14 protein-coding genes are annotated in these 14,848 nt (G+C 67.9%); 3 read left to right on the plus strand and 11 right to left on the minus strand.

Going from position 1 to position 14,848, the window contains the following annotated elements; translation table 11 throughout:
- Nucleotides 1-39: 39 nt before the first annotated feature.
- The gene (locus ACWCPQ_RS04580; RefSeq protein WP_449894688.1) at nucleotides 40-633 is read left to right on the plus strand and encodes a GNAT family N-acetyltransferase; all 594 of its coding nucleotides are present in this window, start codon (nucleotides 40-42) and stop codon (nucleotides 631-633) included.
- On the opposite strand, the gene ACWCPQ_RS04585 is transcribed toward ACWCPQ_RS04580, so the two are convergent.
- From ACWCPQ_RS04585 to ACWCPQ_RS04635, 11 genes are all read right to left on the minus strand, one after another.
- Nucleotides 630-1,364: a dienelactone hydrolase family protein gene (locus ACWCPQ_RS04585; protein ID WP_449895515.1), complete on the minus strand. Its 735-nt coding sequence runs from the start codon at nucleotides 1,362-1,364 to the stop codon at nucleotides 630-632. The two genes, ACWCPQ_RS04580 and ACWCPQ_RS04585, sit on opposite strands and share 4 nt — an antisense overlap.
- A 52-nt stretch (nucleotides 1,365-1,416) precedes the next feature.
- Entirely contained in the window at nucleotides 1,417-1,920 is a 504-nt protein-coding gene (locus ACWCPQ_RS04590; protein ID WP_449894690.1) for a CinA family protein, read from the minus strand.
- A 745-nt stretch (nucleotides 1,921-2,665) separates the two neighbouring features.
- Nucleotides 2,666-3,115 carry a MarR family winged helix-turn-helix transcriptional regulator gene (locus ACWCPQ_RS04595; protein ID WP_449894692.1) on the minus strand — a complete coding sequence of 150 codons (450 nt, stop codon included), beginning with the start codon at nucleotides 3,113-3,115 and terminating at the stop codon, nucleotides 2,666-2,668.
- Between the two features lie 60 nt (nucleotides 3,116-3,175).
- Nucleotides 3,176-4,927 (minus strand): DUF3556 domain-containing protein, encoded by a 1,752-nt coding sequence (locus ACWCPQ_RS04600; RefSeq protein ID WP_449894694.1) that lies wholly within the window; start codon nucleotides 4,925-4,927, stop codon nucleotides 3,176-3,178.
- Between the two features lie 117 nt (nucleotides 4,928-5,044).
- Complete coding sequence (locus ACWCPQ_RS04605) at nucleotides 5,045-5,683, minus strand: pyridoxamine 5'-phosphate oxidase family protein (RefSeq protein WP_449894695.1); 639 nt, start codon at nucleotides 5,681-5,683, stop codon at nucleotides 5,045-5,047.
- A gap of 88 nt (nucleotides 5,684-5,771) precedes the next feature.
- On the minus strand, nucleotides 5,772-6,815 hold the full coding sequence (locus tag ACWCPQ_RS04610; protein ID WP_449894696.1) for an FAD-dependent oxidoreductase: 1,044 nt from the start codon (nucleotides 6,813-6,815) through the stop codon (nucleotides 5,772-5,774).
- 178 nt (nucleotides 6,816-6,993) lie between these two features.
- Nucleotides 6,994-7,980, minus strand: coding sequence for a glycine betaine ABC transporter substrate-binding protein (locus tag ACWCPQ_RS04615; RefSeq protein WP_449894698.1), 987 nt, complete (start codon nucleotides 7,978-7,980; stop codon nucleotides 6,994-6,996).
- Nucleotides 7,977-8,714: an ABC transporter permease gene (locus tag ACWCPQ_RS04620; RefSeq protein WP_449894701.1), complete on the minus strand. Its 738-nt coding sequence runs from the start codon at nucleotides 8,712-8,714 to the stop codon at nucleotides 7,977-7,979. Before ACWCPQ_RS04620 ends, ACWCPQ_RS04615 begins: the two co-directional genes overlap by 4 nt.
- Nucleotides 8,711-9,997, minus strand: a complete 1,287-nt coding sequence (locus ACWCPQ_RS04625) for an ATP-binding cassette domain-containing protein (RefSeq protein ID WP_449894702.1) — start codon at nucleotides 9,995-9,997, stop codon at nucleotides 8,711-8,713. Before ACWCPQ_RS04625 ends, ACWCPQ_RS04620 begins: the two co-directional genes overlap by 4 nt.
- 138 nt (nucleotides 9,998-10,135) lie before the next feature.
- Entirely contained in the window at nucleotides 10,136-10,780 is a 645-nt protein-coding gene (locus ACWCPQ_RS04630; protein ID WP_449894705.1) for an ABC transporter permease, read from the minus strand.
- Nucleotides 10,781-11,139: 359 nt separating this feature from the next.
- Nucleotides 11,140-12,075, minus strand: a complete 936-nt coding sequence (locus ACWCPQ_RS04635) for a TauD/TfdA dioxygenase family protein (protein WP_449894708.1) — start codon at nucleotides 12,073-12,075, stop codon at nucleotides 11,140-11,142.
- Between the two features lie 288 nt (nucleotides 12,076-12,363).
- Between ACWCPQ_RS04635 and ACWCPQ_RS04640 the strand changes: the two genes are divergently transcribed.
- A complete protein-coding gene (locus ACWCPQ_RS04640; RefSeq protein WP_449895517.1) occupies nucleotides 12,364-13,860 on the plus strand; it encodes an aldehyde dehydrogenase family protein in 1,497 nt (498 codons plus the stop codon).
- A 98-nt stretch (nucleotides 13,861-13,958) separates the two neighbouring features.
- Nucleotides 13,959-14,843, plus strand: coding sequence for an SAM-dependent methyltransferase (locus tag ACWCPQ_RS04645; RefSeq protein ID WP_449894710.1), 885 nt, complete (start codon nucleotides 13,959-13,961; stop codon nucleotides 14,841-14,843).
- Nucleotides 14,844-14,848: the final 5 nt, after the last annotated feature.

Raw genomic sequence — 14,848 nt, forward strand, 5'->3', positions numbered from 1 at the left:
CGGTTGCCCCGGATGTCCGGTATCGACATGATTTTCCGGGTGAATACCGCACACCCGCCGGCCCTGGCTCCCGGGATCGTTCCACCGCAGCGGTTCGATCTCGGCGATCTGGTCGTGCGGCGCTGGGAAACCGGGGATGTCACAGCCCAGCTCGAGGCGATCAATGCCTCGTTCGAACATCTGCACCCCTGGATGGCATGGCTACCCGCGCCGCGTACGGCCGACGAACAGCGCGCCTCCAACGATGTCGCGAGTACGAACTGGCCGCCGCCGGACGGGCATTTCGGCTACGGGATCTTCGATTCCGACGGTGTGCTGCTCGGTGCCGCCGGATTGCACGATGGGGTGGGCCCGGCGACCCTCGAAATCGGATACTGGTGCCATATCGCCCATACCGGCCGCGGTGTGATCACCCGTGCCGCTGCCGCGCTCACCGAGGTGGCGCTGCGACTTCCGGGTATCGAGCAGGTCCGGATCCGCTGCGACGTGGCCAACGAACGTAGTGCCGCGGTCGCCCGTCGCCTGGGCTACCGGCTGGAACGAATCGTGGCGCGCGAGCCGAGCACACCGGGCGAGTCCGGGCACGGGCTGGTGTTCGTCACGAGACGCCGATCCCCGCGGGCGGGCGACTAGACGGGCGGAATGCGGGCGAAGAGGTCACGCAGTTCGCGATAGTGACGTTCCGCGCCCGCCTCCTGGTACGCGGCCGTATCCGCCATCGTGTAACCGTGCGCCGCATCCGGATACACGGCGGTGCGGTAATCGATCCCGGCGGCCCGGAGGGCGGAATCGAACGCGGCGATCTGTTCCGGGGTGTTGGACGCGTCGTTGTCTGCGTGGCCCGCCAGCACCGCCGCCCGGATCCCGGGTACCTCGAGGTGGGGACTGTCGGGAGCATCGAGGACGATCCCACCGGTGTGGAACAGGCCGATCGCGGCGACCTCGCCGGGCCGGTGCGCGGCGATCCGCAACGCGGCACGGCCACCGAAGCAGTAGCCGGTCACCCCCACGGTCTGCCCGACGACGCCGGGCAGACCGTGCAGCGTCGCCAGCCATATCTCGCCGTCCGCGCGCACGACCTCCGGTGTCAACCGGTCGACTCGATCCATGACCCCGGAGGCGAAGAAGGCCTTCCGGCTGTCCGGATCGTTCAGATCACCGGCGGGTGCCAGATCGGCGGCCCGCCCGTCGCGCCAGAAAACATTGGGCGCCAGCACCACATGACCCCAGGACGCGATCCGATCCGCGATGCGTTCGATCTGGGGTCGCAGACCGATCGCATCCTGGTAGAGCAGGACACCCGAGCCGGCGTCGCCCACCACATACGCTTCCGCGGAGCCACCCGGCATCGCGATCTCGATCATGGTCACGATCGTGACCCTACCCAACACCTTGCGCTCGGGGTATGGGCGGCGGTCACCCCGAAGACCGCGGATGATCCCGCTGTTCCCGCGCCGCCCCGAGCAACAACCACACCGCGTATTCGATGACCTGATCGAGGATCTCGGCCGGGTCGCCCTCGAACGCCCGGAACTCCGTTGTCACCGCATCGTCGGCGGCGACCGCGAACCACACCGAACCCGGTGCCCGGCCGTCCTGCGGATCGGGGCCACCCGCGCCGGTCACCCCCACCGCCAGGGTCGCGTCGAACAAAGTGCGGACCCCCTCGGCCATCGCCCGCGCGGCAGCCGCACTGACCACCGGGCCTTCGGGAACGCCGAGAACATCGTGTTTCACGGCGCGGCTGTAGGCCACCACCGCACCACGGAACCACACACCGGAGTTGCTCGCCGCACCCAATGTCGCCGCGATCTGGCCGGAGGTCAGCGATTCCGCGACCGCCACCCGGATCCCGGTGCAGTCGGCCACTGCGGCCAATTCCTCGGCATGATGCCGGGCTCGCTCTGGTACAGACGGCACAAGCGCTCCTTCCGACTCGATTCCCTGTCGATATCCCGGTGCCACAGTCCGTCCGGCCGGCAGATCGAGGCGGCAGCGCTCACCTCGATGCGACCGTCGGGTCCACGTCCTACTGCATATCCGGTAACGCTACCGCGGGAATATTCCACGATCGGGTTCGTCGCAGGGCACCCGGCTGTCCCGGATGCCGGGCGACTCCTCGGCCGGGATCCGGCAGGCGGCGCGGGCCTCCGGATCCGTCGGGGCGGCGAACGAACTCCGGGATCGCCACCGTCCGGTCCGCCAGAATACGACCATGTCGACAGAGCCGGTTCCGGTCCGGGCGCGTGCACTGTGGGAAAGAACTGGCCGCGGTACCTGTTTCGTTCGCGTCACCGCCCGGCCTGATACCGGTGGTGTCACCGCGATCGATGCTCTGCCCGCCGGGGTGAGCGGGCCTGATCGTACTCGGGAAGCCGACGATAGTGACCGCTCCGAGCAGTGGGGCAGCACAGCTGATCGGGGCCGCTGTCACGGACCTGCCGTTCGGTGACCTGGTCGACCCGGAATCGCTCGGCGCGGCGGCCGACCGGCGATGCCGCGCTGGAGGTCGATGACGACGAGTGCGGTGATCGGGTCCACGGCGGTGATGGGCATGACGAATTCCTTTCGTGGACTGCCCGAACGACGGATCGGTTTCGGGAGCGAGTGGCGGGATGGGTTCGGGTGACCGGACTGTTTCCCGTGTTGCCGGCGCGACGGCCGGTCAGGTCGATTCGGCCGACTTCGCGATCCGGGCGAGTAATTCGATGCTGTCGGCGAGCCGATCGATCTCGGCGGCGGTCAGTTCGGCGTCGATGGTCCGGGTGAGCCAGTCCTGTTTGGCCCGGCGGCCGGTGCGGAATTCCGCACGAGCGGCCTCGCTCAGCGCGAGCAGTGTTTTGCGGCCGTCGCCCGGATCGGGCGAGCCGGTGATCAGCCCGGCCTCCGCCAGTGCCCGCACGATCTTGGCCATGGACTGTGGGCGCATACCTTCGGCATCGGCCAGTGCGGTAGCGGTCGCCGGGCCGGACTGTTCGAGCCGGACCAGTACCGCGGACTGGGACTTCGTGAGATCGCTGCCCTCGGTCTGCGCGCGCAGGCGCCGCAGCAGCCGGCCGAGCACGACACGGAGGTCACCGGCTATCTCCGCCGTCCGGGTGTGCTGATCGGCCATGACCCCACCGTACAACTCATTCAGCCAGCTGTACAGTTAGCTACACAGCTGGCTGTCGAATTATCCGGGACGACGGTCCGGGAACACCGGCACATCGTCGTCCCAGGGCTGCCGGACGACCATATCGGCGACCCGCACCGAGCCGCTCTCGAACTCCCCGGTCGCGGCATCCACGAGGCGATAGCGCTGGGTCTGCCGATGGATCGGCTGCGCGTCCAGCAGGACGACCCGCACCTCGCCCGGTTCGAATCCGCACCGCTGCTGCAAAGCGGCGATCAATTGTTCGCCGTGCAGGTGACCGTCCCCGAAGTTCCAGCCCAGTGCCGTGGAACAGATCCGCTCACCGTCGGTGAGGACGTAATCCGCCTCGTCGTGATCGGCCACGGCGCGGTGCGCCAGAGTGAACAGCGCCTTGCCGTGCGTATTGAAGGCGCGGAACGCATACCCCAGGTACAGCGGGATCTGCGCGGCCTCCGGGCTTCCGTAGAACCGCTGCAACTGCGCGGCCGGCATGGCGGCGACGGCCACCAGGCCCGCACGGATCTTGGCGTCGGCAGACGGGCGGATACACCACAGTGTGGTGTCCCAGTTTCCGGCGTAGTACCGCATCCCCGGTAGGAACGACACCTTCCGGGGGAACAGGTTGCCGAGGGCGACCACGCCCGCCAGTACGAGCAGCAGCAGCACGATGGGCAGCGGGTTGCCCACCTCGGCGAGGCCCATATCGGCGTGCGCGACGAACAGAGACAGCACACCGAAGATCATGAAGACGTTCCACTCGAGCGGCACTCCCATCGGGATCGCCGTAAGGATCACCAGATGGAAGCAGATCAGCGCGGTCGCGGCGAGCGCGGTCGGCCGGCCGCCGTTCGAGAAGAACAGCACCAGCGGCGCGCACATCTCCACCGCGGTACCGCCGTGCGCGAACCACCGCGACAGCCGCCCGGGCCGCAGATCGTCGGGGAACCGTTCGAAGAACAGCCGTTTGAGTGCCCGGGGCCGCACCACCGGACTGTTCGACATCATGGTCGACACCACGAACGGAAAATGCTTGTTCAGCTTCGATACCGCCGCGCCGACCCAGATGACGACGAAAACGACCTTCGCCCCGACGATCAGCCCCGCACCGCCGAAGAGGAAGGTGACCGCGAGGGCCCCGTACACCTCACCGCGCGCGGCCAGGAAGATCGTCTTGTCCCGCAGCCCCAGTACCGCGAGCAGGCCGAGCACCGCCGCGATCTGCCAGACGGGCAGGACACCGACGGAGGTGCCGAGCGCGTCGTCCGGTCCGGTCCCGTCCGAGACCAGCGCGACCGGCAACATGACCAGCAGCGCCGCGTACAGCACCACTTCGAACAGGGTGCGGCGATCGCCCCGGGTGCCCGGCACCCGGTCCGGCCACGGGGGCAGGCGGATCGTACCGGGCCGCAACCAGTACAGGACCGACCCCATGGGCGGGAAGAACCGGTTGTTCAACGGTCCGAATCCACAGCCCAGGCCGAGCACCTCGAACAGCATGGTGAACAGGACGACCTTCTGGAACACGATCGGCTCCGACCACCAGGTACCGACCGAGGTGAATCCGTCGATACCCGCCGTGGTCAGCGCGAACAACCATCCGCCGAGGATGTAGAGCCCGATCTTGCCGACGTAGCACAGGTGCAGGAGGACCGGCGTACCGAATCCGACCTCGGCCCAGTGCCGCGCCATCGGGCGGATCTTCTCCGCCCGGGTGCCCCGGTTCCATTCGTCGAAATCGACCACCGGCAGGTTCGGCCGGAGAATGCCGAACAACCGATCTGTTCCGCTCACTGCGTTCTCGTTCCCGTATTGCCGTTCAATCAACTGATTGAAAATACTACGGTCCCGGTTCGCGGTGTCCCGGAATCGATCGATCTCCGATGGAAGCGGGCCCCGCGCGGGTCGCCGCTACCGTGACAGCGGCCCTCGATCGACGCGGAACGGGCCGTACGGGCAAGACGATCGGTTCAGCGCCCGACCCCGGGACGGGAGTGGATGGTCGGGTTCCAGTGCCGGCAGGCCGTCGATACTGTGCCCGTTGTCGCCGGTGATCCGGCGCGCGAACTTCTCGTCCGGCTGGCCGGCGTGATGTTTGTCCAGCACGGGTCGTTCGCCGACGAATTCGTAATAGGGAACGGCATACCCGCACGAATCGGCGATACGTTCGACCTCGATCACCACCACGGCACGCACTCCGGGGTGTTCGACGCCGAAATTACCTCGCAGAGTGTCGAATTCGTCGTCGTCGGGGCGAACGACACGGCCCGTCCCGAACAGCCGCAGGATGCGGGAGTTGCGGGTGAACGAACAGAACATGACCGTGATCCGGCCGTTCTCCCGCAGATGCGAGATCGTCTCCACGCCGCTGCCGAACAGATCCAGGTACGCGACGGTGTGCTCGTCGAGGATCGCAAAGGTGTCCTGATACCCCTTCGGCGATACGTTGACGCGGCCGCCCACCGACGGCGCCGTGGCGACGAAGAACATCGCCTGCGCCCCGATGAACTGCCGCAGGGCGGCGTCGAGCTGTGCGAATTCCTTGGCCATGGATCCCCTCACGTCGGCGGGCCACCCGGTCAGCGTAGCCCTGGAACTGCCCGTCACCGGGTGACGACGCTCTCGATCAGCGCTCCGCTCAGGCTCGCATCCGCCGAGCCACCCGCTCCCGCTCGTCGGATATCGCGCGGCGGCGGGCGATCATGGCTTCGGCCGGGGAGCCGCCGGTGACGATCGCGTGGTGGACCGCTTCGACATCCTCGATGCCTTCCCGCGCCCCCACACCGGCCGCGGGCGTGATGGCGTGGTCGGCGTCGCCGACCAGGATCACCGGGCCCGCCGGCTCCGCGGCGGTCGCCAACGCAACATTACGCGCGTTCGACACATGGACCTGCGTTGTCGCCGCCACCAACGACCGGGTCACCTCACGGACCGAGCCCGGCGCCCGGTCGACCACCTCCGCCGCCCAGCGTTCGGCCGGAACTATCCCGGTCTCGGTGACCGGCAGCGGTTCCCGCTCGATGCGCAGGAACCAGAGTGCCGCGTCGGCACCGGGCCGCCAGATATGCCCGAAGGTGGTGGCAGGGCGGGCGCCCGAGGCGGATTCGGCGTGGAAATGCAGGACGAAGGGATCGGTGGGGCATTCCACCGGTTCCGCGGTCATGCCATAGATCACGACATCGCCCGCGTACTCCGGGGTGCGGTGCGGTTCGGTGCCCGCGCGGGCGACCGAGTCGATGCCGTCGGCACCGATGACGAGGTCCCGTGCGGTCACCGTGCGGCTGCCGATCCGCAGGGTGGTGTGCCCGGTCGACGGATCCACCGCGACCGCGTCGATCGGGCTGCCGTAGCCGATCTCGGCACCCGCGTCGAGGGCGAACCGTTTCAGCACCGCGATCAGATCGCTGCGCAGCCAGAACCGATGTCCTTCGCTGGGACGCCGCCGCGTGACTCCGTCGTCGGGGGTGTACCGCAGTTCGCTCAGCGGGTACGAGGCCGCGTGCAGATCCGCCTCCGGCACGCCGAGCGAGACGAGACTGCGATGGCCGCGGCCGTCGAGGATCAGGAACGCCCCGCTTCCCCCGCCGTTGCGCTGTTCGTAGACGATAACCGGCCGCCCGGACCTCGACAGGGCGCCGGCCAGCGCGGTTCCGGCGATACCGCTTCCCAGGATGGTGATCATCGGATCTCCTTCAGCGACGTGGAGGTGCACCTGACCCACGGCCGCCCGAACCGCGGCCACAGTGGCGCCCGCGATACCGCCGCGAGCCTACGGTCCGCGCGTACCGATCCGGGCCACGAAGGCCGACATACAAGACCGGCAACGCATCCCGGCCGGCACACATCGCCGGATTCCGCGCCTATTCGATCAGTTCCTCGCTCTTCAGCCAGTCGTAGGCGACATCGGCGGGGTCCTCGCCGTCGATATCGACGCGGCCGTTGAGCTCCTGCATCAGATCATCGGTGAGCCGTTCGGAGATCGTCGCGAGCAATGGCGCCAGCTCCGGATAACGGTCGATGATCTCGCCACGCACCACGGCCGTGCCGCTGTAGGGCAGGAAGAATTTCCGGTCGTCCTCGAGCACGACCAGATCCAGATTCTTCACCCGGCCGTCGGTGGTGTAGATCATGCCGAAATTACACGGCTGGCTCTTCGCGGTCGCTGTATAGACGACCCCGGCGTCCATCCGTGTCACATTCGCCGCCGGAACACCGGCCGGATCGTTGTAGGGGATCCCGTATTTCTGCAGCATCGGAATGAAACCGTCCGAGCGGCTGAAGAATTCGTCGTCGACGCAGAACGTCCGGTCACGGACGGGCAGCCCCGCGACATCGGAGAGCGATTTCACGCCCAGTCGTTCGGCGGCCGGGGCGGACGCGCCGAACGCGTAGGTGTCGTTGAAATTGGCCGGAGGCAACCATTCCAGGTCGTAGTCGCGCTTCTCGATATCGTGGACGCGCTGCCAGAGCTCCTGTGGATCGGAGATCGTCTCGGTCTGGTTGTGGTAGTTCACCCACCCGGTGCCGGTGTATTCCCAAAGGATATCGGCGTCACCGTTGAGCTGGGCCTGCCGCGAGGAGGCCGATCCCGGCGCGCCGGTGAGATCGGTGACTCCGGCGCCCGCCGCCGCCAGATAGGTCGCCGTGATCTTGCCCAGCAGGACACCCTCGGTGAAGCTCTTCGAGGTCACCACGAGCTTCGCACCGTCCAGCGGACGCTGCCCGTCCGGTAGCCGCGCCTCGTGGAAAGTACCCGAGGAGCTCACCAACCCGCATCCGGCCAGCAGCGAGATCGCCGCGAGCAGCGCCGAAACAGCGATGACCAGTCGTGCCGGTGCCCGGCTCATGCCACACCTCGCGGGGTCGCGGCCAGTTCGACGAGTCGGCCCAGCCAGTCGATGGTCAATGCCAGCAGCCCGACCAGGATCGCGCCGGAGATCAGCAGTTTCGGCAGGAACAGGGTGACTCCGGTGGTGATCAGCGTGCCCAGGCTGGTGGCGCCGATGAATGTGCTCAGCGTCGCGGTGCCCACCAGGATGACCAGAGCTGTCCGGACACCGTTGAGGATCACCGGCACCGCCAGCGGCAGTTCCACCTGGAACAGAGTGCGGGTACCGGAGAAGCCGATCCCGCGGGAGGCTTCGATGGTGCGCTGATCCACCTGCCGCAACCCGACGATGGTGTTCTGCAGGATCGGCAGGATCGCGTAGACGACGAGCCCGACGATCGCGGTGCGGAATCCGGTACCCAGCCAGAAGGTGAACAGCACCAGCAGGCCCACCGCGGGCGCGGCCTGGCCGATATTGGCGATATTCACCGCGATCGGTTCGAACCGTTTCAACGCGGGCCGGGTCAGCGCGATACCCAGCGGGATCGCGATCACCACGACGATCACGGTGGCCACGACGGTCAGTTTGATGTGCTGAAGGATGGTGTTCTGCAGGTTCGCCCAGCCCAGTGAGGCGCTCTCGGTCTCGGTGAACGTGGTGGACCGATACCACAGCAGATATCCGATACCGATGACGGCGATGATGAGCGGCTCGAACCACACATCGATGGGCAGGCGGCCGAACCGGTTCACGACGGCCCCGCCGATCCGGGTTCGTCGTCGGCGGCGACCACCGGGGTGGGTGCCGGGTCGGTGCCGTCGACGTAGGTCACATAGGACGGGTCCTCTTCGTCGGCACGCGCGTCGGCGAGTTTGTCGCGGATCACTTCGGTGACCGAATCGATGCTCAACGAGCCGACCACCGCGCCGCGACCGTCGGTGACCAGCGCGGCGCCCTGACTGGTGGCGAGCATGGCGTCGAGTGCGTCGTTGAGTGTCGAGGACCGGGCGACGACCGGCAGCCGCCGATCGAGGAAGTCGGAGACCTCGGGTTTTGTCGCGAGTTCGGTCAGCGTCGGCCACGATCGGGGCCGCCCGGCGCTGTCCACCACGACCACCCAGCTGTGCCCGGCGGCCTTCGCACGTTCGATCACCGCCGGGGCCGATTCGCCGATCCGGGCGGTGACCACTTTGTCGGAGGTGACATCCCGGACCCGGGAAACGGTCAGATACGCGAGTTTCGCGCCGGACCCGACGAATTCCTCCACGAAGGGCGAAGCCGGATCGGTGAGGATGTCCTCCGGGCTGGCGTACTGCTCCACATGTCCGCCCTCGGAGAGGATGAGCACCTTGTCACCGAGTTTGGTGGCCTCTTCGAAATCGTGGGTGACGATCACGATCGTCTTGCCCAGTTCGTGCTGGATCGCGATCAGGCTGTCCTGCAGACGGGCCCGGGTGATCGGGTCGACAGCGCCGAACGGTTCGTCCATGAGCAGGACCGGTGGGTCGGCGGCCAGGGCGCGGGCCACGCCGACCCGCTGCTGCTGACCGCCCGACATATCCTTGGGGAGCCGGTCGGCGAAGACGGCGGGGTCCAGTCCGACCAGATCGAGCAGGTATTCGGTGCGCTCGGCGATCCGCTTCTTGTCCCAGCCGAGCACCCGTGGGATCGCCCCGACATTCTTGGCGACCGACCAGTGCGGGAACAGCCCGCCCGACTGGATGACGTATCCGATCGACTGCCGCAGTTTGTCGGGGTCCTCCCTGGTGACATCCCGGCCGTCGATCGAGATCCGGCCCTCGGTGGGTTCGATCAACCGGTTGATCATCTTGAGCGTGGTCGTCTTCCCACAGCCGGACGGACCCACGAAGGCGACGATCTCACCGGCGGGGATCTCCAGGTCCAGACGTTCCACAGCCGGTTTCTGCTGGCCCTTGAACCGTTTGACGACCGAGTCCAGCGTGATCGACGCGCCGGTGACCGTGCGCTCGGCCGTTGTCGTCGCCGTGCCCCGGCCGGCCACATCCTCGGTCACAACGACTCCTTCGAAGCAGCTCCACTCGATCCACACAGGCCCGAACGCCCACCGGCAGAACGCATCACAACCCCTCCACCGACGGTTCCACGCGGCCTGCGGAGGACGCAGTGAAGGCGGAGGTATCGCAGTATCGCATCATGAGAGTCCCTTTGCGATTGTGAGGCGGCCGAGCAGGACGAGTAGCGCGTCGAACACCAACGCGATGACGACGATGAGAACGGTTCCGGTGAGCGCCATCTCGAGGGCGTTCGCGCCGCCGAGCCGGGACAGCCCGTTGAAGATCAGGGATCCGAGGCCGGGTCCGAGAACATAGGCGACGATGGCCGCGACGCCGACGATCATCTGAGTGGAGACTCTGATCCCGGTGAGGATCACCGGCCAGGCGATGGGCAGTTCCACGGTCAGCAGAATGCGCAGCCGGGAAAAACCGATCCCCCGGGCGGATTCGACGACCGACGCCGGTACCGAACGCAATCCGACGATGGCGTTACCGATCACCGGCAGGGCCGCGAAGAACGCCAGCATGATGAACGACGGCACTACACCGAGCCCGAACGGGACCAGCAGCAGCGCCAGCAGCGCCAGCGAGGGAATGGTGAGCGCGACCCGGCTGGAGGTCAGCGACAGCGCGGACAGCAGCGGCATCCGGTAGACCGCGACGGCGATGAGCACGGCGACCACGGTGCCGACCAGAACCGTCTGGAATGCCAGCGAAGCATGCTGATAGGTGAGGAAGGTGAGCAGCTCGCCACGCCCTCGGATATAGCTCCACAGATTCACGGGGTTCCCCTCGTCGGCCGGAGATCGTTCGGCGCCCGTGCGGTCATCGGACACGCAAGCTGTCAAAGACTAATCGAAACCGGGCGGTCGATTCGGAACGGCGCGCGGCGGGCGGTGTACCGGGCCGCTCCGCCGGTCCGTCGGCGGGCTCGCTACCGGCGCGGATCCGAAAGCCGCGCGACACTGTCCAGAGTTCCGCTCACCGGGAGTCCGAAATCTGTTCGGGGGGAGGGCCACGGAGGCCTTCCGCCCGAACCGGCGACACCGGCTGTCCCGCTCTTGAATCGATCCCGCGATTTCACCGAATCCGCTGTAGGACAGATGCTTGCGCGACGGCCCGGTACCGGTCGCCGGGAAGTTCACGCCGCGCGGGTCAGCCGGTCGACAGCCGAGTAGTACTCGGCGTCCCCGGCGATCACGGAGCTCGGCACACCGTCCACCCCGACCGGGATCCCCCCGGCAAGGGTGATCCGGGTGAGCCGGCGATGCTCGCTGCCGTCGTAGTCGTCGATCGCGTAGTGCTGGGTCGCGCGGTTGTCCCAGATCGCGACATCGCCCAGCTCCCAGTTCCAGCGGGTGGTGTTCTCGAGCCGGGTGACGCGGTCCTGGAACAGCCGGAACAGCGCCTGCGATTCGCTTCCGGACAGGCCCACGAACTGCTTCACGAAACCACCGAGCAGTAGCGCGCGTTCCCCGGTCTCCGGGTGGACCTCCACCACCGGGTGCTCGGTTTCGAAATAGGTGGACTCGAATTCGCGCCGATACGCGGTGGCGCCCTCGTCCGGGTTGTCCTCGGCGGTGGCGGCGTAATCGTAGAGATTGGTGTGGCGGGCCCGGAGGCCCTCGGCCAGCCGCTTGAGCGGTTCCGGGAGCGAGTCGTAGGCCGCGACCGTCGAGGCCCAGGTGGTCGAGCCGCCGTAGCTGGGCAATACGACCGCGCGCAGGATCGAGGCCTTCGGAACCCGGTCGACGAAGGTGACATCGGTGTGCCAGCTGTTGGACCGGCCGAGGCGCGAGTCGATGGCCAGGCTCTTCTTCCCCGCCGACCGGACCGTCGGATGCGGGGTGGTCGGGCTGCCGAGCAGTTCCGCGAACTCGTACTGCCCGTCCTCGGTGAGATGGTCCTGACCGCGGAAGAAGACCACCTTGTGCTCGGCGAGGGCCGCGCGGATGGCGGCGACCGCCGCCGGAGCGAGGTCACCACCCAGCCGGACGCCGTCGATCCGCGCACCGATATGGGTGCCGAGCTTGGTCACCTGCACGGTGGTGGCGGTGTCAAGGGTGTCGACGGACATATCCGGGGCCTTTCGCTCGAACCTGACTCTCCGTCGGATGAAACCACCGTCCGCGGGGCCCGCCCAGGGTTTCGGTCACCGGGATCGTAACCGGCAACTGCCCAGCGAATCCGCCGTTTCGCCCGCTCCGGACGGCAGTGCCCCCGCCCGGAACGTGGTAACCGGCATCGAACGCAGCGTCCGGCCGTGACCACGGAACATAGAATGCGGGCCGCGGGTGCGGCGGTCTTCGCCGGCGAGCACCCCGCCGGCGAACGCCGCGCGCCCGAACGAGAGGAAGATATCCAGATGATCCTCGCCGAGGAGCCGCTGCTACGCGCGCCCCACCTCTTCATCGACGGAAACTGGGTCGAACCGGTCGCGGGTGGAAGCCGGGAGATACACGATCCGGCCGACGGCACGGTCATCGCTGTCGTCGGAGAGGCGGACGAGCGCGACGTATCGAACGCGATCACCGCGGCCCGTACCGCGTTCTCCGCCGGCAGCCGCGCCCATATGCCCGTGGCGGAGCGGGCCGCACTACTCGTCCGTACCGCGGAACTGCTCGGCGAACACCGTGACGCCATCGCCCGGATCGAGACCCTGGACACGGGGAAAACGCTGCGGGAGAGCCAAATCGATATCGACGACGTCGTCGCGGTGTTCCGCTACTACGCGCATCTGATCGCCACCGGCGCCGACCGTGTCGTCGATACCGGAGATCCGGCGGTGATCAGCCGAATCGTGCGGGAACCCGTGGGAGTGTGCGCGCTCATCGCGCCGTGGAACTATCCGCTGTTGCAGATGTCGTGGAAGATCGCCCCCGCACTCGCGGCCGGATGCACGGTGGTCGCCAAACCCAGCGAGGTCACCCCGCTGAGCACGATCGCCCTGGTCCACCTGCTCGAACAGGCCGGAGTGCCGCCGGGAGCCGTGAACCTCGTGCCGGGCGCCGGACCGACGGTGGGGACGGCGCTCACCGATACGCCGGAGGTCGATCTGATCTCCTTCACCGGTGGTGCCACCACCGGTGCGGCGATCGCCGGTCGGGCCGCCACGCACCTCACCCGGGTCGCCCTCGAACTGGGCGGGAAGAATCCCCATATCGTCTTCGCCGACGCCGAACCCGACAGCGCGATCGATGCCGTGCTGACCGGCGCCTTCCTGCACTCGGGGCAGGTGTGCTCGGCCGGCACCCGGTTGGTCGTGCAGAATTCGATCGCCGACGGATTCGTCGCGGAACTGGCCCGGCGCGCGGGACGGATCCGGGTCGGCCCGGGTACCGACCCGGCCTCGCAGACCGGACCACTGATTTCGCCCGAGCACCGGGACCGCGTGGAAGCTCATGTGGCACACGCTGTTCACGAGGGCGCCGTACTGATCGCGGGTGGGCGGCGGCCCGAAGATCCCCGGACGGCGACCGGCAGCTTCTACCTGCCGACCATCCTGGACCGTTGCCGGCGCGATATGCGGATCGTGCGGGAGGAGACCTTCGGTCCGGTGCTCACCGTGGAGCGGTTCGCGACCGAAGCCGAAGCCGTCGAACTGGGTAACGACACGTCCTACGGTCTCGCCGCGGGCGTCCGCACCGCCGACCCCGCCCGGGGCGAACGCATGGTGCGCGCACTGCGGCACGGCACGGTCTGGCTCAACGATTTCGGCCCCTACACTCCGGCCGCCGAATGGGGTGGTTTCGGGCGTTCCGGAATCGGCCGCGAACTCGGTCCCAGCGGGCTGGCCGAATATCAGGAGACCAAGCACATCTGGCACAACACGGCCCCTTCGGTGGGCGGCTGGTTCGGCTGACTGCGGACGCACCGCAGCAGGCCGTCGAGGCCGACTCGGAGACAACGATGGGCCCGGCGCTCCCGGGCCGGAGCGTACGCCGGATCTAAACTCGACGGGTGACCACCACCCCCGGCTCTCCCTCCCCCGATACCCCGGGCGCACCCGCTCCGACGGGCGTCGGCCGTACAGCGCTGATGGTCGCCGCCGCACGTGCCGCCGAATCGGCACGCGAGGATCGGCTGTTCACCGATCCCTGTGCGGCCGATTTCCTGGCCGCCGCCGGTGTCGGGGACGAGACCGACGAAGCATCGACGATGTGGGATTCGTTCAGCAGCTACCTGCCCATCCGCACCCGATTCTTCGACGACTACATTCGCGCCGCCACCGACACCATCCAGCAGGTAGTGATCGTCGCGGCCGGGCTGGACACCCGGGCCTTCCGGCTTCCGGCAGCACCGGAGGTCACCGTCTACGAACTCGACACCCCGGAGATGTTGACCTTCAAACAACAAGTCCTCGATGCGCGGGGCGCGCGGCCGGCCGGGCGCCGGGTAGCGGTACCCGTCGATCTCCGGGCGGATTGGGGCAGCGCACTGGACGCGGCCGGATTCGACTCGGCGGCCCCGGCCGCCTGGCTCGTCGAGGGCCTGGTCAGTTATCTGAGCCCTGACGACAATGACCGGCTACTGGCCGGAATCAGCGGCCGGTCGGTCAGCGGGAGCCGCCTTTCGATCGAATACCTCCATGTGGACGCAGTCGCGCTGATGGGCGCGGCGATCACCGGCGGATCGGATACCGCGATGAAAGCGATGTGGCAGGGCGGCGGGGTGGCCGAGCCGGCGCGGACCTGGCTGGACCGGCACGGCTGGGACGCCGAAGTGTTCGACACCTATGAACGTGCGGCCGCCTACGGCCGGGAACTGCCGCCCCTCGGCGACTCTCTCATGGACCGTTTCTCCGACGCGGCCCGCAACGGTCTGGTCGTCGCGCTGCGCCGCTGACTCGT

Source organism: Nocardia sp. NPDC001965 (genome assembly GCF_053594175.1).